Annotated in this window: 20 protein-coding genes; 12 read left to right on the top strand and 8 right to left on the bottom strand. The window is 45.4% G+C overall.

Annotated features, from left to right (window positions below; all coding sequences use genetic code 11):
* Positions 1 to 55: 55 nt before the first annotated feature.
* Positions 56 to 1,087: a hemolysin family protein gene (locus AZI86_RS12855; RefSeq protein ID WP_061835608.1), complete on the top strand. Its 1,032-nt coding sequence runs from the start codon at positions 56 to 58 to the stop codon at positions 1,085 to 1,087.
* A gap of 169 nt (positions 1,088 to 1,256) precedes the next feature.
* Positions 1,257 to 2,570 (top strand): J domain-containing protein, encoded by a 1,314-nt coding sequence (locus AZI86_RS12850; RefSeq protein WP_061835607.1) that lies wholly within the window; start codon positions 1,257 to 1,259, stop codon positions 2,568 to 2,570.
* Positions 2,571 to 2,649: 79 nt separating this feature from the next.
* Here the strand turns inward: AZI86_RS12850 and AZI86_RS12845 are convergent, their stop codons facing one another.
* The 4 genes from AZI86_RS12845 to AZI86_RS19030 all read right to left on the bottom strand — a co-directional run bounded on the left by AZI86_RS12845 (position 2,650) and on the right by AZI86_RS19030 (position 7,115).
* Entirely contained in the window at positions 2,650 to 5,106 is a 2,457-nt protein-coding gene (locus AZI86_RS12845) for an acyl-CoA dehydrogenase (RefSeq protein ID WP_061835606.1), read from the bottom strand.
* A 365-nt stretch (positions 5,107 to 5,471) separates the two neighbouring features.
* Positions 5,472 to 5,681: an acylneuraminate cytidylyltransferase gene (locus AZI86_RS19035; RefSeq protein ID WP_081111922.1), complete on the bottom strand. Its 210-nt coding sequence runs from the start codon at positions 5,679 to 5,681 to the stop codon at positions 5,472 to 5,474.
* Positions 5,682 to 5,818: 137 nt separating this feature from the next.
* Complete coding sequence (mutM, locus tag AZI86_RS12840; RefSeq protein WP_061835605.1) at positions 5,819 to 6,631, bottom strand: bifunctional DNA-formamidopyrimidine glycosylase/DNA-(apurinic or apyrimidinic site) lyase; 813 nt, start codon at positions 6,629 to 6,631, stop codon at positions 5,819 to 5,821.
* 100 nt (positions 6,632 to 6,731) lie between these two features.
* Complete coding sequence (locus AZI86_RS19030; protein ID WP_081111921.1) at positions 6,732 to 7,115, bottom strand: GFA family protein; 384 nt, start codon at positions 7,113 to 7,115, stop codon at positions 6,732 to 6,734.
* Between the two features lie 255 nt (positions 7,116 to 7,370).
* On the opposite strand from AZI86_RS19030, the gene AZI86_RS12830 reads away from it, so the two are divergent.
* The 3 genes from AZI86_RS12830 to AZI86_RS12820 are packed head-to-tail and all read left to right on the top strand — an operon-like array spanning position 7,371 to position 9,723.
* A complete protein-coding gene (locus tag AZI86_RS12830; protein WP_061835603.1) occupies positions 7,371 to 8,351 on the top strand; it encodes a fatty acid desaturase family protein in 981 nt (326 codons plus the stop codon).
* Entirely contained in the window at positions 8,344 to 9,054 is a 711-nt protein-coding gene (locus AZI86_RS12825; RefSeq protein WP_061835602.1) for a hypothetical protein, read from the top strand. Before AZI86_RS12830 ends, AZI86_RS12825 begins: the two co-directional genes overlap by 8 nt.
* Before the next feature lie 30 nt (positions 9,055 to 9,084).
* Positions 9,085 to 9,723, top strand: coding sequence for an iron-containing redox enzyme family protein (locus tag AZI86_RS12820; protein ID WP_061835601.1), 639 nt, complete (start codon positions 9,085 to 9,087; stop codon positions 9,721 to 9,723).
* Here AZI86_RS12820 and AZI86_RS12815 read toward each other — a convergent pair.
* The 3 genes from AZI86_RS12815 to AZI86_RS12805 form a co-directional block, all read right to left on the bottom strand.
* Positions 9,720 to 10,487 carry a hypothetical protein gene (locus tag AZI86_RS12815; protein ID WP_061835600.1) on the bottom strand — a complete coding sequence of 256 codons (768 nt, stop codon included), beginning with the start codon at positions 10,485 to 10,487 and terminating at the stop codon, positions 9,720 to 9,722. The two genes, AZI86_RS12820 and AZI86_RS12815, sit on opposite strands and share 4 nt — an antisense overlap.
* Positions 10,484 to 10,759, bottom strand: coding sequence for a helix-turn-helix transcriptional regulator (locus AZI86_RS12810; RefSeq protein WP_061835599.1), 276 nt, complete (start codon positions 10,757 to 10,759; stop codon positions 10,484 to 10,486). Before AZI86_RS12810 ends, AZI86_RS12815 begins: the two co-directional genes overlap by 4 nt.
* Before the next feature lie 147 nt (positions 10,760 to 10,906).
* Positions 10,907 to 11,359 carry a hypothetical protein gene (locus AZI86_RS12805; protein WP_061835598.1) on the bottom strand — a complete coding sequence of 151 codons (453 nt, stop codon included), beginning with the start codon at positions 11,357 to 11,359 and terminating at the stop codon, positions 10,907 to 10,909.
* A gap of 196 nt (positions 11,360 to 11,555) precedes the next feature.
* Here AZI86_RS12805 and AZI86_RS19245 point away from each other — a divergent pair, with 196 nt between their 5' ends.
* The 3 genes from AZI86_RS19245 (at position 11,556) to AZI86_RS12795 (ending at position 12,839) form a co-directional block, all read left to right on the top strand.
* Complete coding sequence (locus tag AZI86_RS19245) at positions 11,556 to 11,708, top strand: hypothetical protein (RefSeq protein WP_157684705.1); 153 nt, start codon at positions 11,556 to 11,558, stop codon at positions 11,706 to 11,708.
* Between the two features lie 106 nt (positions 11,709 to 11,814).
* The gene (locus AZI86_RS12800) at positions 11,815 to 12,093 is read left to right on the top strand and encodes a helix-turn-helix domain-containing protein (protein WP_061835597.1); all 279 of its coding nucleotides are present in this window, start codon (positions 11,815 to 11,817) and stop codon (positions 12,091 to 12,093) included.
* A gap of 35 nt (positions 12,094 to 12,128) precedes the next feature.
* Positions 12,129 to 12,839: a VC0807 family protein gene (locus AZI86_RS12795; RefSeq protein ID WP_061835596.1), complete on the top strand. Its 711-nt coding sequence runs from the start codon at positions 12,129 to 12,131 to the stop codon at positions 12,837 to 12,839.
* A gap of 188 nt (positions 12,840 to 13,027) precedes the next feature.
* On the opposite strand, the gene AZI86_RS12790 is transcribed toward AZI86_RS12795, so the two are convergent.
* Positions 13,028 to 13,756, bottom strand: coding sequence for a hypothetical protein (locus AZI86_RS12790; protein WP_096000907.1), 729 nt, complete (start codon positions 13,754 to 13,756; stop codon positions 13,028 to 13,030).
* Positions 13,757 to 13,946: 190 nt separating this feature from the next.
* Here AZI86_RS12790 and sohB point away from each other — a divergent pair, with 190 nt between their 5' ends.
* Genes sohB through AZI86_RS12770 form a run of 4 tightly spaced genes read left to right on the top strand, consistent with a single transcriptional unit; the run spans position 13,947 to position 18,705 of the window.
* Positions 13,947 to 14,969 carry a protease SohB gene (gene sohB, locus AZI86_RS12785; RefSeq protein ID WP_061835594.1) on the top strand — a complete coding sequence of 341 codons (1,023 nt, stop codon included), beginning with the start codon at positions 13,947 to 13,949 and terminating at the stop codon, positions 14,967 to 14,969.
* Positions 14,970 to 14,984: 15 nt separating this feature from the next.
* A complete protein-coding gene (locus AZI86_RS12780; RefSeq protein ID WP_061835593.1) occupies positions 14,985 to 15,959 on the top strand; it encodes an ABC transporter ATP-binding protein in 975 nt (324 codons plus the stop codon).
* Between the two features lie 12 nt (positions 15,960 to 15,971).
* Positions 15,972 to 16,958 carry an ABC transporter ATP-binding protein gene (locus AZI86_RS12775; protein WP_061835592.1) on the top strand — a complete coding sequence of 329 codons (987 nt, stop codon included), beginning with the start codon at positions 15,972 to 15,974 and terminating at the stop codon, positions 16,956 to 16,958.
* Positions 16,959 to 17,013: 55 nt separating this feature from the next.
* Positions 17,014 to 18,705 (top strand): peptide ABC transporter substrate-binding protein, encoded by a 1,692-nt coding sequence (locus AZI86_RS12770; protein ID WP_061835591.1) that lies wholly within the window; start codon positions 17,014 to 17,016, stop codon positions 18,703 to 18,705.
* Positions 18,706 to 18,721 lie beyond the last annotated feature (16 nt).

Genomic DNA, 18,721 nt, shown 5'->3' with positions numbered 1-18,721 from the left:
CTATGGACCCTGACCCTCTACCGAGATTGACCCAGGCTTCCTACGGGAGGCTTTCGTGACTGAATTATTAGTCGTTCTTATCTGTTTGTTCATTAATATGCTGCTTTCAGGCTCTGAAATGGCCTTTGTGACCGTCAGTAAGACTCAGTTAAAGCGCCTCGCCCCCAAGCAAAGATCCGCACGCCTGTTGATGCAGCTTAAAAGCAATCCCGAGCGCACTCTTTCGGTGATTCAGATTGGTATCACCTTGGTGGGCGCGATTGCGGCCGCGGTCGGTGGTGCCGGCGCGGAAGAGGCTTTCGGACCTTATTTGATCCGTAACTTTGGGCTTTCTGAAGCCACCGCGGAAGGTGTGGCCATCGCGATGGTGGTCTTGCCGATTTCTTATTTAAACGTCGTGGTGGGAGAACTGGTCCCTAAAACCATCGCCCTTCGAAATCCATTGACCGTAGCACTGGTCGCCGCTCAAGGACTTTATATTGCGGAAAAGATCTTATCGCCTGCAGTCACGGTCTTAGAAAAGTCGACAAACATCCTGGTAAAGCTTTTAAGTTTTGGTTCAATCAAAGATGCGACTGCTCATGGGAATGACATTGCCATTGATGACTTGCCTCACCAAACCAAGCAGTACGTGGTGAACCTTGTCAGCGCGGATAAAAAAGTCGCCCGCGACATCATGATCCCGTGGGAAGAAGCTATCTTTATTCGTAAAGGCGACACCGCTGATGATGTCGAAACCATCATCACCAATTCTCGCCACACACGCCTGCCCGTTTTAGATGAAAACGACGTGGTCGGCATGATCAACACCAAAGAGTTCTTAGCGGCCCGCCGGTATGGAGCCACTGAGTGGGAGTCTTTAGTTCGACCCATTTTAAAATTTAAATCTTTTGAACCGGTCTTTAAGATTTTATTAAAGATGCAAGAACAAAAGTCCCATATCGCGGTTATTTATGATCGTTTGAATTATGTGGGATTGTGTTCGATGGAAGATATCTTTGAAGAAATCATCGGCGATATTTTCGATGAAGACGATGATGGATTGATTAAAAAGATCTTGGCGGCCAAGGGACGTCGGCGACCTTAAATAAAAAGGAGCACCCAGGCTCTTTTTTTTATCATCCCCAGAAAAAACTCTAAACACCAGAGCCCTAAAATTGGCACTTCTTGTAATCTGTCTCATTTCGAGACGCTGAACATGAACCACGACTACCGGGGGCCCCTTTTACTGGCACAGCCCATGCTACTGAAGCTGTATGGTCAGAAACATATTGGCATTCTTATTTTGCATTCTTTTTAGCTTCGCCTCACTTGCAGAGAAGAATTTCTATGAAACTTTGGGCGTAGAAAAAACGGCCACCCAAGAAGAAATCAAAAAAGCTTGGAAGGCTTTGGTGCGCCAGTATCACCCCGATCGTTATATGAGTGACCCCGCGGCGGCCAAAGAGGCTTCCGCCAAGTTAGCCGTGATCAATGCCGCGGAAAGCATTATTGGCGACGCGAAGTTGCGCGCTTATTATAATTATTTTTCTTACGAGGGAAGTCAGCATGCCCGCTGGTCTTCGCTTTCTGGAAATTCGGATGTGGTTTCACTTGAAAAACGCTTTGGCCCCGTTGAAAAATTAAAAACTCAATCGGCGCCCAAGATGCAACCATCGCCTTCGGCAAAGCCAAAAGCTAGCCCTCCCCCCAGCGCAAGCCCCTCTCCGCGGAAAGAGGCACCTCCGCAAAAACCTGATCCTGCGCAAGACGCGATCTTTGTGGCCCTGAAAGACCGAAATATTTCCGATGAACAATGGAAAAAAGTCTATCAAAAGTACATCACCGAAATGCCGATGGAAAAAGACTATGAGCGGCAGATGATTTTAGTCGAGTTGTTTTCTCAAGAGACGGTCGATTGGAAGTACGAAGCTTTGGGTCGCGCGATCATCTTAAAGCTGGACACCTCTGAAAAGCCTTTGCAAATCGCCTTAAAGAACTTTTTAAACATGCAGCATCCACAGCTTTTAAAAATGGGCGTCGTTTTGCTTCACTATGCCCTGGCTAAAGATCGCACTCTGGATCTTTTTCAACTCACTCGCGCTGATGCCGAAGCACAATTAATAGCCAAACTTAAAACGCCGTATCCGCATGTCAACGAGCGCGCGGAAGCGGCCGTAAAAAAATTGAAGCTTAAAGTCACAACCGGCCCAAGTGCTTCATTCTGGATTGGTCAGTTAGAAAACCATGACATTAATATCCGCAAGGAAGCCCTGACGACTTTAAAAGACTTTAACGACTTTAGCGACCATGAACTTAAAGAAATTTCTTATCAGCTTTTAAAGCGAAACGCGCAGAATGTTCAATACGAATTCACCGAATACTGGATGCGAAACCTTATGCATCTGGGGCATGAAATGAGCGACTTGCTAACAATTTTAGACAAAGTGAAAGATCTTTCACCCATTGCTGAGGAACTGACAGAATTCCGCAGAACATCCACCATTCCCGACCACAAGGGCCGTGCTAAAGTCTTAGAACAGCGAGCGCTGAATCCCATTAATAAATGCAGCAAGGTGTTTGCAGAATAAAAAAAGGGAGCCGAGCTGGCTCCCTTTTCTATTTTCTACTTACCGCCAACCCGGACCCAAGGCCTTTTTCAGCGGCCGACTAGCGGATGACCTTGTTGGCGTGATACTGCTCTTCCGAGAAATCATCTACCAAGATCGCATCATATCTGATGCCGTCGGCTTCTTGCAGAAGCTTGTGTTCATCAGCGCTGATAACGTTTTTATTTTTAGCTTCATCGTAAAGCATGTTCGTTTTTTTCTTAGGCAAGATGCCATCGCGAACCGCTTTGCGGATTTTCTTTTCCGCCGCATCAGCTTTTAAGCTGACTTGGAAGGCATTTTCCAAACGACCCATTTGGTGATTTGGATTTTTATCCAAATAAATACCATCTGTCAGACGATCACGGATGCCGCCTTCTTTCATCATTGCATCAGCAATCGCATGAGACCAACCGTCCGAAGCTTGAGAGCCCACGGAATTGATTCTTGACCAAGCGCCGATCCAACCTTTAAAGAACCAACGGATTCCAGGGATTTTCAAGTTGTCGAAAATGCCATCAAAACCTTTTTGGATTTCAGCCATATTATTTTTTAAAGAGTAATGAACAAACGGAAGATCTTCTTCACGACGACCTTCAGCTTCAAAACGACGAAGAACCGCTGTCGCCATGTACATATTCGCTAGAATATCGGCATAACGACCTGTCAGTTTTTGTTTTGCTTTCAATGTCCCACCAAGAACACCCATCGCCACGTCAGACAACAATGCGAAGGTCGCCGAAGTCCAAGAAAGACGACGGAAGTACACTTTCATTTGTGGATGACAGTCTGGGGTCGCCGCTAAGTAACCGCGAGAAAGCGATAAAAGGATCGCGCGGCAGGTATTGCGCACGATGTGACCAATGTGACCACTGAAAGCCGCATCAAAAGCTTTCAAATCATTGGCTTCGTATGCTTTGACTTCCGCATACGCAAACGGATGCGCACGCAAAGCCCCTTGACCAAAGATGATCAAAGTTCTTGTCATAATGTTCGCACCTTCAACCGTGATACCAATCGGAGTCGCGATATAAATTTCAGAAATAAGATTGCGAGGTCCCATAGAGATACCCGCACCACCCATGATATCCATCGCGTCGTTAATACCTTTACGACCCATTTCAGTCGCATAGTATTTTTGCATCGCCGTGATAACACCGGGCTTGATACCTTTATCTAAAGCTCCTAAGCAATATCTTCTCATCGCTTCAAGGGTGTAAGTTGAAGCACCAATGCGTGCCAAAGGCTCTTCGATACCCTCGAACTTACCAATAGACATACCGAACTGACGGCGAACCACCGCATGAGCTGAACAAATACGAGTTAAAAGTTTTGCGCCACCCGTTGCTTGAGCCGGCAAAGAAATACCACGACCTGCCGCCAAACATTCCATCAACATACCCCAACCACGACCCGCGCCAGCAACACCGCCCACGATCGCATCTTCGGCATTCACGATCACATCGTGACCTTGAGTGGGACAGTTATAAAAAGGTGTATTTAAAGGATCATGACGACGACCAATCACCACACCCGGAAGGTTTGATGGGATCAAGGCGCACGTGATCCCCAGATCCTCACCTTTACCCAGTAAGTTTTCCGGGTCGCGCAAACGGAACGCCAAACCAATCACCGAAGAAATCGCCGCCAGGGTGATCCAACGTTTGTTCCAGTTGAGTTTGATTTGCAACTTCCCATCAGCCCCTTTGAAAAGAACACCGTGAGAAGTGATGGAGCCTGCATCAGAACCCGCTGTAGGCTCGGTCAAACCAAAACAAGGAATCTCTTGGCCCAGCGCTAAACGAGGCAACCAATGATTTTTTTGTGCGTCGGTTCCGTAGTGAGCAAGTAATTCTGCCGGCCCCAGTGAGTTTGGAACCATGACTTGAATCGCAACCGCTAAAGAGCGAGACGAGATTTTCATGATCACTTCAGAATGGCACAGAGCAGAGAATCCCAGACCGCCGTACTCTTTAGGTACGATCATGCCTAAGAATTTTTCTTTCTTAATGTAGTCCCAGATCTCTTGAGGAATTTCGCGTTTTTTATAGATCTCCCAGTGGTCAATCATCGCGCAAAGATTATTAACCGGACCGTCCATGAAGGCTTTTTCTTCAGCGGTTAAATCTGGATAAGCTTCTTTCATCAAGTTGCCAAAGTTGGGCTTACCAGAGAAAAGATCTTTTTCCACCCACACCACACCCGCATCGAGAGCGGCTTTTTCAGTGTCCGAAATTTTTGGAAGGAATTCGAATTTTTTAAAAATTGCAAATACGCCCGACGTGAAAACGGCGGCACGAATCGGCGGGATATTAAAGATCACGGCTAAAACAGCAAATACGATCCCCAACCACAGGGGCGCTCCGAATCCAAAAAGGATGACCGCCAAAGCAATGGTCCATACAATCAGCGGGCTGCTGAAGAATCCTACAAAGAGCAGAAGCGCGATAGAGCCAAGAACCCAGGCCCACGTGCAGCACTCTAGAAAATACCCATGATATGCGTTGATAAAATCCACGTTGTTACTCCTTCATATTTTTAGACACATTAATTAGAGCGTGTAATGAAGGCTTGTGCAAGGGCTTCAGGCCCTCATTCCCGGTTAGATTCAAAAAGTGAGTGAAACGCGAGTGTAAATCAGGCTTTTGGCATATTCCCGAGGGAGTGTCCGGCCATCGAAATATGAGGTAAAACGCCTAAAACCTCATTTTTGTCTGTTTACTCCACGAAGCAGTTGATAATAACCCAAGGCTGTAGACAAAAGAGTCTGTTCATTATTTTCGAGCAAAAAAAAAGCCCTCCGAAGAGGGCTTCACTTGAAACTTCAATCTCTCATCGAGATTTGTAGTTTAATATCCGAGGCCAAAGCCCTAGAAAATTTAACTAGTGAGTTTCGCCAGCTGGAGCTGCTGGAGTTTCAGCAGGAGCTGCTTCAGTTGGAGCTACAGTGCCTTCAGCAGGAGCCGCTTCAGTTGGAGCTACAGTTTCAGTAGTTGTTGTAGTTTCAGTTGTAGTTTCAGGTTGATTTTTAGAGCAAGTGAAACCAGTTGTGAAAGAAAGTGCTAGCAAAGCTGCTACTACGATCGCTTTCATGTTGTTGTCCCTTCGTTATTTTTGCAAACCGCGCGAGGTCCTCATTGACCCCGATTCAGTCCGCATTTTTGTTTTAAAACTCGACTAAGGACCAAATTACAAAAAGCTCAGGCTGTTAGCAAACGAATTTTAAAAAATTATTTCTGACAAATCGAGCACCAGAAGGTGTTTCGACCGCCAAGGACTTGGGATTTAATCTTCGCAGAACAAGCGACACACTTGTCTCCCGCTCTGTCATAGACTTTGAAGGTATTCTGAAAGTATCCACTCTCGCCACTTGCTTGGGCAAAATCACTGATGGACGAACCACCTTTTTCAATCGAAAGAGTTAAAATTTTTTTAATCTCTAACACCAGCAGATCGGCTTTTTCACGTGTGAGCTTTTTTGCAACAGTCGTTGGCCGAATGCCCGCCGCATAAAGGGCTTCACTCGCATAAATGTTCCCCACCCCCACTACGATCTTCTGATCCATGATAGCTACTTTCAAAGAAACTTGCTTATTTCTTAAGCGATTCCACAGTTCAGCGCCTGTGAACTCCTCACTTAAAGGCTCCGGTCCTAAATCTTTAAACTTGGCGTGCGTGGACGGCTCTTTGGTGAAATCAAAAACGCCGAAGCGACGAGGGTCTCGGTAAGCTAAACGCAAACCACCTGAGAAATGAAGATAGATATGATCATGATCTCTTTCCTCCCCTTTTGGCGCGACACGCCATGTGCCGGTCATGCCGAGGTGAGATATCATGGCACCTTGCGGCGTCCAGAGAAGCAAGTACTTCGCCCGTCTTTCCACCGAAAGCAGTTTTTCACCTTCCAGTTTTTTAAGTGCGCGTGCTGGCATAGGCTCGCGCAAATCTTTGCGCGTGAGCTCAACTTTTTCTAACGTGGGTTGATGTTTTAGAATTTCCTGAAGGCCGTTTTTAACGACCTCCACCTCGGGAAGCTCTGGCATTTGCTTCTAGCTCCTTGTCTCGATGGCATTTTTTTCTGCTCAAGATCATTATACCAGAAAAATCTTAAAGGCCACGCCAATCCTTACGAAGCAAAACCAATTATTCCTTCAATCTATCGGCCGGATGATTGACACCGTCAGAGACTGGCACTTCACCCAGTTCAAAAGGATTCAGGCCTTCAAGACAGGCGATGTTAAAGCGAATTTGATCCGGGTTGGTGCGACTTATATTGTGAGTGTGAATCCCACATATGGAACAAAAAAAGTGTTTTGCTGTACGGGTGTTAAACTCGTAAACGCTGAGCCTCTCGTCCCCACTGAGCAACCGAAAACCTTTTTGAGGTGTCGCCGCCACGATGGTACCTCGACGACGACAAAATGAACAGTTGCAGCGTTTCGGATCCACAAGCCCTTGAGGCAAGTCGACCTCAAACTTGATGGCTTTACAATGACAACTTCCGGGATGGGTCTTTTCTAACTTCATGCCTTCAATGTAAAAACAAAATTACGCTAAGGCCAAGTCGAAAATCTCCGCCCTCGGAGGATATCAGTTGATTATCAATAGCGACATGAACTCGGGTGCGTTTGTCTAGAAAAAAAAATTGAGACATTCATTTGGGGGCATGCAGCTTTGAGATTTCTGAACGCAAGATCACAAAACAATACATTAATTAATTTGGCCTTAAGTTCATTTTTTTCGAGACCGATAGGCCGGGCATCAATTTCTTGGGGATCGTTTATGAGTGCATTACCAAAGACAACGCCCGTTGCCGAACACGCATCGTCAGTCAACTCTCACGTGATTCAACTTTCGAAACTTTCTTTCGTCCAAGGCATCAAGCCCTTGGTATTTGATTGGGCGACCATCGGTTGCGCGATGCTTGTGGCAAACCAATTTTCATCGCTGTGGACCTATATTATCGCCGCAATCGTCATCGCCTCAAGACAGCACGCTTTATTAGTGTTGTCCCATGAAGGAGCGCATTTTCGCCTCGCAAAAAGTCATGCACTCAATAATTTCATTTCTGACACCTTTGCCGCGTTCCCCATCTTCTTTTGTACAACCACTTATCGCGCCCATCATTTAAAACATCACCGTTACTTAAATACGATGCAAGATCCCGATTGGGCCCGAAAAGCCTCATTGCCCGAATGGACCTTCCCGCAAACACGCATGCAACTTTGGAAAACCATGTTTAAGATTTTGATCACTGGCTGGTTCAAAATGATCCTGCTCTTTGCCTCGTTGTCCGGTGTTTTCTCTAAAAACACTTACACTTCCAAGTCGGCCCTCCTGTTGCTGGGAAAGAAAATTCTTTTTTACAGCACCGTAGCGGTCGTGACTTATAGCTTGCACCTTGGTTATGAGCTTTTCGTGTACTGGATTGTACCGTACCTAGTTGTGATGCCGGTGATCGAACGTATTCGAAGTATCTCCGAACACTTTGCCTTGTCTTATAAAGATGACTTTAATCAAACCCGCGATATCTTATGTTCGCCACTGGAAGCTTTCTTATTTGGCCCCCACCACATTCGTTATCACCTCAGTCACCACCTGTATCCTTCAGTCCCTCAATACAATCTACCTAAGCTGCATCATGAGCTTTTACAAACACCGGAATTTGCGGCCTCAGCCCATCAAAACGATGCTTACTTTTTTTTCGGAGAAAAAACCTTGTTAGAAGACCTTACAAAAAAAAGCGGGAGTCATCATGAGTGATAATAAAGCGAGCGATGTCCAGTTTTATGTTATTCAAAACGGATCTTACATCTCTAAAGAGGCACGCGAACTGCGCGCCAAGATCTATGATATTTGGAACCCGCTGTGGACCGATATTTATAAAGAACACGGAAGCTCAACTTTACCAAGCCTTGCCGGCTTTCGAAGTTTTGAAGTTCTTCACTGTATCACCGTAGACGGAGAAGTCGCAGGGTTTTCAGCCCACCGCTTTATGGATTTTCGCGACGCTCTAAGCAAGCATCTCGAATACCTACAGATCGTGGGCGAAGAAAATCTATACAAGCTGCACGAGATGGGCATTCAAAAAATCATGACTTTCGAAGCTTTGATGATCCCACCGACTCAACGTAAATCCATCAGCCCCATACCAATCAGTAAGCTGCTTTTTTATCTAGCCAATCGCAGTTTTTCGTTAAGTCCGGCGGACGGCATGGTGGGGGCAGCCCGCGTGGAAGTTAAAGTGCCACTTTTATCTCAGGCCCTGGGTTACGACTTGCTAGAATCAGCACGAGTCATGCGCGGCATTCCTTGTGATGTCGTCGTACAAAGAAATCGCGAGGTCTTCCATCCTCAGGAAAAAGCATGGCATCTATCCCAAGAACTTTGGGAAAAACGAGTGCTCTTCCGCAGTGAAGACCCATTTACGGTCGCAAGAACCGAGCAAACAAAAAAGGCCGCTTAGTTTTTTATTTTTAACAAAAGGGAGAATCCTATGAATGTTTCTGAAAAATACCACTCAATCATCAATGATCTGGCTGCCGTACAAAAGTATCCTTGGCATGATCGAGATTTTTATGCCGCATGGTTGGCCCAAACCTATTACTACTCATCCATGAGCTGTAATGTTTTGTTAATGGGCGCGGCAAAGTGTGGCCCTAAGCAAGCACCGATGCAAAGACGCCTTTCAAAACACTCTACCGAAGAAAGAGGTCATGAAATTCTAGCACTTCGCGACCTGACGGATATGGGCTTTAAACCAGAACAAATTGGCGAATTCCCGGTGACCACCGCGCTGTACGCCGTTCAACTTTACAAACTGCAAAACGTGTCGGTCGAACCTTTAATGGGTTGGATTTTACCTTTAGAAGGTATTGCGGTGGAGTTCGGTAAAGCTATTCGTGAACAAGTGGCGAAAGCCAACTACCCGACTCGCTTTTTGGATATTCATGTCGATGAAGACCCAGATCACGTTGAAAGTGCATTTAAGACGGCAGAGACTTTGGATCCAGATAAATTGGCAGACACTATGAAAAATATGGAAATGACCCGAGATTTTTATTTAGGCATTTTAGATGACTGTCAGAAGTATGCTCAAAGAAAAAAATCAAATCCGACAGCCAAAGCTTCTTAAAGTAAAGTTAATGCCGGAGCCTTATTCCGGGCTTCGTATTCATGAAGCATACGCTCTTCTTCGAGGGGCGTATGTCTATTTAATAATTCCGCAGATTCGCGCACGATAAATCCACATCTTTCACCTGTCACGCGATCAAAAAGCGGCGCAATACATTTAAGCGCATATAAAGCTTCATAACGAAATACCGATGAAGCCTCGAGAGTCCTATGAGGTGGCTGATGAAACACATGCGTCGTTTTAGCATCTGAACCTAGAACCTCGGCAACGCAGTTAAGAAGATACTTCGTATCTTCTTCATCACGTTTCCACAACACATCCCATGGCAAAGCATAAATATGTTCTAGCGTGTAACTACAAACTTCAAAAAATTTTAGATTGGAAAAACGATGAACATTGTCTTTAGAGTAAACTTGAACCACGTCATCATCGGTCAACTTATCAAAGAAGTCTGACGGAGGACGAAGCCCCAAACAATTCATAGATTTCCACACCACCGAAGAAGAGCTGCGCAAATCTTGTTTTTCACGAACGATGCTAGAAAAAATCTCGCAGTTCAATTCAATTTTTTGAACCGCTTTGAATTGTTCTTCAAAGGACAAATTACGAAAAATCAACATACGTGGATCGTAGGTCGGCGTGATATTGATTCCAATTTCTGCGCCAAAAAGAGAGATCTGGATGGCCCGGCCTAAAAAACGCTCTGCCAAAGAATCGGTGGTCTCTGTCATCATGCCTGATTTTTCCAATGGGTTGGTGATCATTTTGATTTCACTTTCGCCTGAAACTCTGCACGCAAGCTGGCTTCAGTTCTTTCCAAAGAACTTTTGACGATCAACTCAAAAAGTTCTTCTTGAGAGACAGAATACAGACGACATAATGTCACAATCGCCACAATGGGTGGTGCGGAAATTCCGCGCTCCCAGTTAGAAATAAACTGAGAGGTCCCATATCCAAGCTCTTTTGCGACTTGGCTTTGAGTCAATCCAGAGGCGATGCGCTTATCATATAAAAACGTTCCGAGTGTATGATTCATAACCCCACAATCAACCATGGCCACTTTAAAATCAAGTACTGTTTAGGATCTTGTTTTAATAACTCGGTTGTCAGAAGTATAGACAATGTCGTCCCCACTTTTGAGACCGCAAATCAGAATAAATTCATGTTTAATTGGGAGAAGCGCTTACGGGTGGCGCTTTTTCAGTTCAATCGAAAGTTCGTTAAGACCTTCCATCACATTTTTAAGCTCATCGGATTTACGCAAGTGACGGGTTTGACCATATTGGCCCTGTTTTAACGATTCAATCATACGCAAGATAGGCACTGTCGGCCCGTAAATACGGTACGTCATTAAGGTCAAAATAATAAATGAAACGCCCAAGATGATGGCGGTCATGACAACAATCACAATACGCATCCAAAAAAGAGAATCCAAAAAACTCATGCTTCCCGGATCAGTACCGCTGATTTCAAAACCGCTGGTGATCAGATAATCAATGAAATAAAGGTAACTAATAAAGGTCAAACTTAGAATCAACTGCCCCAAACCCGCGGCTAAAAAGAAAATCTTGAACTGAGCACCGGGCCGCACAAAAAGGGATTTAAGATTTCGACCATCAGGTTTGTTTTTTTCCATTTATTGCTCTCCAACAGGAAATGTTATTTCAGCAACGGGTGATAACATTAGGCAACCTGAAAGTGAGTTCCATTCGTCCTTACGCTTCGCTGCATCATTCATTTTTGCTGTATTTTTCCGAGGACTTCCACCGATGCTAGCGTTCCTTGTTCGGGGTGGAGGATACTTACTTTGTTCATAAAAAAGGAGGTCCTCAGTGAGCAAGCCATCTTTGAAGGAAAAAAAATCTAAGAATATATCATCAAGAAACTCAGCAAAAAGCGATCCCTTCGATAAGAAGAAAATTCCCAGCGTAAAACGAACTTCAGAGGGAACTATCGAAGATTCTCCCGAAGAAGCCGCCCCTTAAAAAGGCATTTCGCGTCGCAATGATTATCAAAAGATTCTTATGGATTTTTCCAAAAGGTGCGTGTTTATTAGGAACACGAAATTATTTCACTTAGGAAAAAGACGCAATGGACTCAAAGAATCAGCTTGGTAACTTTTTAAAAGAAAAACGTTCCGCAGCCGGCCTATCTCAAGCCGACGTCGCAAAGAAGTTGGGATATTCAACATCTCAATTCATCTCTAACTGGGAACGCGGCCTATCAACTCCCCCGGTTTCCGTATTAAAAATTCTGGCAGACATGTACGAAATCAATCCTGACAGTATGCTGAAGGCGGTTCTTGATTCGACCATTGCTCGCGTAACAATTAACTTGAAGCGCAAGTTTTACGGAAAAAAAGTCGTTTAGTTTGCAGATCCTGCAAACCTGAGCAAGGATAGGGGATGTCACAACAGCCAGTTAAACAAGAAAATGGTTTTTTAAACCTGATCTTTAACATCCTCCTACCCGTTCTTATTTTAAACAAAGTCAGCAAATTTATCGGCCCGTTTCCGGCCCTGCTTTTAGCCCTCGCTTTTCCCTTGGGCTATGGCGCCTATGACCTTATTCAAAGAAGAAAAGTAAACGCGTTTTCTGTCTTAGGACTATTAAACGTTCTTTTTACTGGGGGCTTAGCTTTAATGGGGCTGAATGGCTTTTGGTTCGCGGTCAAAGAAGCGGCCTTTCCCTGCCTTGTCGGACTTTTCGTGTTGGGTTCGGCCTTCACCAAAAGACCCTTTATCGAAACCTTGTTTTTAAATCCGGCGCTTATGAAAGTGGATTTATTAGAAGAGCGTTTGAAAGAAAAAGACAAGAAGGCCGAGTTCCACGCACACATGAAAAAAGCCACGCTGCTGCTTTCAATGTCCTTTGCATTCAGTGCCGTCTTAAATTTCGTCTTGGCCAAAAGAATTTTCATCAACATCGATCCGGCCCTGACACCTGAAGCACAGTCGATCATCTTAAATGAGCAAATCGCGCAAATGACCACATGGTCCATGGCCGTCATCATGGTTCCATCCATCATCTTCTTAATTGCAATATTCCTGTACCTACTCAAAGGAATAAAAAACTACGCCGGCCTGTCCACCGAAGAACTCCTAAAAGAATCCTAAAAAAAAACGAGCTTTCCCAAAGGAAGCAAGCAATCAGCGAAGCCTCCCAAAGGGAGGCCTGCGAAAAAGTAAAATCCAAAACCAAGGAGCCTTCTAAAGCGCCAAATGCAAGGCGCAACGACGAAGGCGTGCTATCAGCACGTCGAGGAGGAAGCAACGCAGTCAGTTGGCGTTTTAGAAGACTCCGCTTAAAAGTCTCCGCCGTCGTCGCCCATAAATGGCGGTGGAGGCGGCGGCGGGAAATCGCTTTCCCCTTGGAAACCTGTATCTCCGCCAAATGGTGGAGGAGGTGGTGGTGGCGGTGGGATGTCACCCATATAATCATCGTTCAAAGTAGGCGCTGGCAAATAGCCACCATCTTGAAAATCATCAAAACTTGGTGGTGGTGGGAAGTTGGAAGGCGAACCGCCTCCCCCGCCTCCGCCAAAAGAGCCGCCTCCAGAAGAACCGCTCGAACTTGGCATATTCTTGCCGTATCTTGGCGTCGCCCCAAAGGAAGCGCGTTTGCGATAATCGTAACGAGGGCGTTCTTGATCTAAACCCAACTCTTGCAGTTCGGTTGGAAGCCCCAATGCTTGGCGATCAAAAGATTTTTTCTTTTTGCGATTTTGTGCATACAAATCTTTTTCTTTTTCATAGGCAATAGCGGCCTTCCTCTTTTGCGCAGCGTCTTCTTGCGCCTCAGGGCCGTCGTCATCCATGACTCTTTGCTTAGATACTTTTTTGTGATCTTCAAGGGCACGCTGTTTTTTATTTTCCCACTGCTCTTCTTCCTCGAGAAAAGCTCTTTCCCCCTGCTCGCGCGCTTTATCGTACTGAGTGTTTTCTTTTTGATGCTTAGCAAAACCAGAGAGACGGTCTACTTCGGAATCCTGAGCGGTGGCATTTAAGCCCCAAAAGCTTAGCAAAAAGGCCATCAGAATAAGAGGGAGCGAGAAACGCGGATTCATTCTGAAACCAGCTTAGCAAGAGTCAGAGTTTTTTTTGAGCAAACAAAAAAAGATCCTCGACCTTTGTCCATTCCTTGAATAACTTCATTCCCAGTTCGTTTTCATTAGGTACTGCCTGATGATGCGCGAAGGATTAAAGAACGATCGGAGAATCTTGATGGAAGCCTGGCAAACAATCGGAATATTCGCAGCAGAGACTTTTCTTATTCTGTTTGCGATCATCACGGTTATCATCGTCATCGCGATAGCGGCAAGCCGTGCCAGCGGATCAAAAAATCAAATCGAAGTCGAACTTATCCATAAGAAATACAAGAACTTCCGCAATCTTCTTAAATCTCAAACTTTGACCAAGAACGAGAAAAAGAATTTAAAAAAATCCCTCAAAGAAGAGCAAAAAAAGCAAGACAAACACTCAAGTTCAGAGGAACGCAAAATCTACCTGATCGACTTTGAAGGAGATGTGAAAGCCAGTGCGGTGGCTGATTTACGTGAGGAAATCACCGCGGTTTTAACCGTAGCGACGCCCCAAGACGAAGTTGTCGTGCGCATCGAAAGCCCGGGTGGCATGGTGCATGGTTACGGTTTAGCGGCTTCTCAGCTGTTACGCGTGCGCGAAAAGCAGATTCCTCTGACTGTTTGCGTCGACAAAGTGGCGGCCAGCGGTGGTTACCTTATGTCCTGTACGGCTAATAAAATTCTTTCCGCTCCTTTTGCCATCGTGGGATCTATCGGCGTTGTCGCGCAAGTCCCCAACTTCCACCGTGTTTTAAAAAAGCATGACGTGGAATACAAAGAGTACACCGCGGGGGAATACAAACGCACCGTGAGTGTTTTAGGTGAAATCACTCCGAAGGGTGAGGAAAAATTCAAAGAGCAGCTTGAGGACACCCACGTTTTATTTAAATCTTTCGTGCAAAAATACCGTCCGCATATGAATTTAGCGGAAGTCGCCACCGGCGAATATTGGTACGGCGAACAAGCCATTACCAAAGGTTTGGTGGATGAAATTCGCACCAGTGATGAGTACTTAATGGCACTTTCGGAAAAGCACCAAATTATTAAGATCAAGCACAAGCACCATGAAAGTTTGAGTGACAAGCTGACCGGTGTTTTAGGAAAAGCTTTGAAAAAAGGCTCTATTTCCGCCCTGGAAGAACTTGAATCACGTCGGTTTATCTAACAAGTAAGGAAGCTTATGCAAAGTCCTGTTCTTGAGGTGAAGAATTTAGAAACTACGTTTATGACGAACGCCGGTCCGGTGCGTGCAGTGAACAATGTTTCTTATGATATAGCCCGCGGCCAAACCATGGGTATTGTTGGTGAGTCTGGCTGCGGAAAATCGGTGACGTCTTATTCACTGATGCGCTTGATTGAAAAACCAGGTCGCATCACTGCCGGTGAAGTTCTTTTAAATGGTCGCAATATCTTGGCGATGTCCGAAGACCAAATGCAGGATGTTCGTGGCGGCGAAATGGCGATGATCTTTCAAGAACCGATGACGGCCTTAAATCCGGTTTTGACTATTGGCCGCCAAATGGATGAACAGATTATGCGACATAAAAAATGCTCGCAAAAAGAATCTAAAGAACGCGCCATTGAAATGCTAAGCCTGGTGGGGATTCCTTCCCCGGAAGAACGCTACTTAAATTACCCGCATCAACTTTCGGGCGGGATGAGACAGCGGGCGATGATCGCGATGGCCCTTTCGTGTGATCCGACTTTCTTGATTGCCGATGAGCCGACAACGGCTTTGGACGTGACGATCCAAGCACAAATCTTAGAGCTGATCCAAAACTTGCAAGAAAAGTTCAATATGACAGTTCAATTCATCACGCATGACTTGGGTGTTATTTCTGAAATCTCCGACAAAGTCTTAGTGATGTACGGGGGCCAGATGTGTGAGAAGGCTCCGACACAAGAGCTTTTCTTAAACCCCGCTCACCCCTACACCGCGGCCTTGATTGCTTCTCGTCCTAAATTTGGGGAGCGCGTGAAAAGACTCAACACCATTGAAGGCAGTGTGCCGGCTCCCTTTGAACTTCCGAAAGGATGTCCCTTTGTGAATCGCTGTCCTCGTTCGGTTTCGGAGTGTGCAACACTCAAACCCCCGATGCGTCGATTAAGTACTAACGCCGACCACCAGGTCGCCTGCTTCAACCCGCTAATATAAGGACTCTAAGATATGAACGAAATCATTTTAGAAGCCAAAAATATTAAAAAGCACTTCCCGATCCGCAAAGGTCTTCTGATGCGTGAAGTGGGCAGCGTGAAAGCCGTGGATGATGTTTCTTTGACCGTGCGCAAGGGTGAAACTTTAGGCCTGGTGGGAGAATCAGGTTGTGGCAAGTCAACTTTAGGTCGCACACTGATTCGTCTTTACGAACCCACCGGTGGCGAAATTACTTTTGATGGCCAAGATTTCTTAAATATGAAATCGGGCGATCTTCGTAAAAAACGCAAAAACATGCAGATGATCTTTCAAGATCCGTATGCCTCTTTAGATCCGCGCATGACTGTCGGGCAAATCATCCGTCAACCGATGGACATTCATAATTCAGGAACTTCAGAAGAACGCAATGCGCGCGTCTTAGAACTTATTGAGCTCGTGGGGTTACGTAAAGCCCATGTGAATCGTTATCCGCATGAATTTTCTGGCGGCCAACGTCAACGCATCAGTATCGCCCGCGCCATTGCTTTAAATCCGGAATTAATTATTTGTGATGAGCCCGTCAGTGCCTTGGACGTTTCCATCCAGGCGCAGATCTTAAATCTTTTAAAAGATCTGCAAACCAAACTGGGCTTAACTTATATTTTTATTTCTCATGATCTTTCCGTGATCGAGCACACCTGCGATCGCATTGCGGTGATGTACCTAGGTAAGATCGTTGAAAATGCGACTCGCGATGAGTTGTTTAAAAATCCTCAGCACCCGTACACGCAAGCCCTGATCCGCGCGATTCCGCGGGTGGGCCAAGGCAAGAAAAAGATCAAACGTTCTTTGGGCGGCGAGGTGCCAAGTCCGATCAATCCTCCGTCGGGTTGCTCGTTCCATCCACGCTGTGCTTATAAGATGGATGTGTGTGCCACGAAAACTCCGGTCTTAGAAAATACCGGTGGTGGACATCTAAAAGCGTGTTGGCTTGAAAAAGCCCCGGCTGTAGTTGAATAGTTTTTTGGTTTTTTAGTTTATTATTTTAACTTTTTACTTTTAGAAGGAGTCCTCAATGATGAAAAAAATGGCAACCGGACTTGCTCTTGGTTTAGCGATGAGTTTCGCGACACCAGGGATGGCCGCTCCGACCAATGCAGAACTTAAAATCGGTATTTCTCAGGAATTCGAAACTTTGAATCCTTTGATCATGTCCATGTCCGCTTCGGTTTATATGTACCGCATGGTGGGACGCTCGCTGGTGGTTTTGACTCCTGAAGGAAAGTGGGTCACGCAATTGGCTAAAGAAATTCCTTCCTTAGATAAAGGCACGGCTAAAATCATCGAAGCCGGCGGCAAAAAGAAAGTTCAAGCCAACTGGGAAATCATTGAAGCCGCAAAATGGGGCGACGGCAAACCCGTTATCTGCCAAGACTTTATCACGGCTCATAAAATCGCCACCAGTGCTAACGTTTCTGTGGGTGAAAAAGAAAATTGGACTCAAGTTGAGAAAATCGACATTGATCCAAAAAATCCTAAGAAATGCACTTTTACTTACGACAAAGCAAAATGGGATTTCTATCAACTAGCACAGTTCTTCCCCGTGCCCACTCACCTCGAACTTCCTGTCTTTGAAAAATACGGGAAGCAAAAAGAAGGTTACGATAAGAACTCTACTTACGTGCGCAACCCTACCAACCCAGGCCTTTACAACGGTCCTTACGTAATCACTGACGTCAAATTGGGATCTCACGTGGCGTTTGCTCCCAATCCCCAGTTTTACGGGAAGCAACCGAACATCAAAAAAGTGGTCGTAAAGTTGATTCCTAACACGGGAACGATGGAAGCAAACTTACGTTCAGGCACCATCGATATGATTTCGACATTGGGAATGGATTTTGACCAAGCTTTGGCTTTTGATAAAAAAGTAAAAGCAGAAAAGCTTCCTTACGTCGTTCACTTCGTGCCTTCAGTGACTTACGAACACATTGATTTGAAGTTGGATAATCCCATTTTAGCGGACGTGAAAGTTCGTAAAGCTCTTTTGACTTCGATCAACCGCGAAGACTTAGTGAAAGCTCTTTTTGAAAACAAACAAGAAGTTGCGATTCACAATGTTTCCCCGAAAGACCCTTGGTTCACGACCGACCCTAAATTCATCACGAAATATCCTTATTCTAAACGCAACGCCGGAAAACTTTTAGATGAAGCGGGTTGGAAAATGGGTGCTGACGGCATCCGTGTTAAAGACGGCAAACGCTTGTCTTTGAACTTCCAAACAACAGCCGGAAACAAAACGCGTGAGCTGGTGCAAGTTTATTTGCAAAACCAGTGGAAACAATCTGGTATCGAAGTTCTAGTAAAGAACGAACCCGCACGCGTGTTCTTTGGTGACACCATGACCAAACGCAAGTTTGAAGGTTTGGCGTTATTCGCTTGGGTTTCTTCCCCAGAAAACAGCCCGCGTTCAACTGTGGGATCTAAATCTATTCCGACCAAAGACAACGGTTGGTCAGGACAAAACTTCCACGGTTGGAAAAACCCGGAAGTGGACAAAAACCTGGATGCTTTGGATGTTGAGTTCAACGCGAAAAAACGTGAAGAGATCGTGCACAACATCCTAAAACTGTACACCGACGAAGTTCCGGTATTGCCCTTGTTCTATCGTTCGGACATCTCGGTTTCACCTGCTAATTTGAAAAACTATAAAATGGCCGGTCACCAGTTTTATGAAACAAACAATATCGAAGACTGGAATTTAAACTAGTTAAAATCTAGGGCCG

Source organism: Bdellovibrio bacteriovorus, from assembly GCF_001592735.1.
Lineage (GTDB): Bacteria > Bdellovibrionota > Bdellovibrionia > Bdellovibrionales > Bdellovibrionaceae > Bdellovibrio > Bdellovibrio bacteriovorus_D.
The sequence above is the reverse complement of the archived record's forward strand: the minus strand, read 5'-3'. Positions and strand labels throughout refer to the sequence as shown.

Excerpts from the sequence above, each read along its gene's own strand:
- AZI86_RS12795 (WP_061835596.1), top strand. The coding sequence starts at position 12,129 with ATGTCACAACAGCCAGTTAAACAAGAAAATGGTTTTTTAAACCTGATC.
- AZI86_RS12770 (WP_061835591.1), top strand. The coding sequence starts at position 17,014 with ATGATGAAAAAAATGGCAACCGGACTTGCTCTTGGTTTAGCGATGAGT.
- mutM (WP_061835605.1), bottom strand. The coding sequence starts at position 6,631 with ATGCCAGAGCTTCCCGAGGTGGAGGTCGTTAAAAACGGCCTTCAGGAA.
- AZI86_RS12790 (WP_096000907.1), bottom strand. The coding sequence starts at position 13,756 with ATGGCCTTTTTGCTAAGCTTTTGGGGCTTAAATGCCACCGCTCAGGAT.
- AZI86_RS12800 (WP_061835597.1), top strand. The coding sequence starts at position 11,815 with ATGGACTCAAAGAATCAGCTTGGTAACTTTTTAAAAGAAAAACGTTCC.
- AZI86_RS12830 (WP_061835603.1), top strand. The coding sequence starts at position 7,371 with ATGAGTGCATTACCAAAGACAACGCCCGTTGCCGAACACGCATCGTCA.
- AZI86_RS19035 (WP_081111922.1), bottom strand. The coding sequence starts at position 5,681 with ATGAAAGCGATCGTAGTAGCAGCTTTGCTAGCACTTTCTTTCACAACT.
- AZI86_RS12810 (WP_061835599.1), bottom strand. The coding sequence starts at position 10,759 with ATGAATCATACACTCGGAACGTTTTTATATGATAAGCGCATCGCCTCT.
- AZI86_RS12780 (WP_061835593.1), top strand. The coding sequence starts at position 14,985 with ATGCAAAGTCCTGTTCTTGAGGTGAAGAATTTAGAAACTACGTTTATG.
- sohB (WP_061835594.1), top strand. The coding sequence starts at position 13,947 with ATGGAAGCCTGGCAAACAATCGGAATATTCGCAGCAGAGACTTTTCTT.
- AZI86_RS12805 (WP_061835598.1), bottom strand. The coding sequence starts at position 11,359 with ATGGAAAAAAACAAACCTGATGGTCGAAATCTTAAATCCCTTTTTGTG.
- AZI86_RS12850 (WP_061835607.1), top strand. The coding sequence starts at position 1,257 with ATGGTCAGAAACATATTGGCATTCTTATTTTGCATTCTTTTTAGCTTC.
- AZI86_RS12775 (WP_061835592.1), top strand. The coding sequence starts at position 15,972 with ATGAACGAAATCATTTTAGAAGCCAAAAATATTAAAAAGCACTTCCCG.
- AZI86_RS12815 (WP_061835600.1), bottom strand. The coding sequence starts at position 10,487 with ATGATCACCAACCCATTGGAAAAATCAGGCATGATGACAGAGACCACC.
- AZI86_RS12820 (WP_061835601.1), top strand. The coding sequence starts at position 9,085 with ATGAATGTTTCTGAAAAATACCACTCAATCATCAATGATCTGGCTGCC.
- AZI86_RS19030 (WP_081111921.1), bottom strand. The coding sequence starts at position 7,115 with ATGAAGTTAGAAAAGACCCATCCCGGAAGTTGTCATTGTAAAGCCATC.
- AZI86_RS12825 (WP_061835602.1), top strand. The coding sequence starts at position 8,344 with ATGAGTGATAATAAAGCGAGCGATGTCCAGTTTTATGTTATTCAAAAC.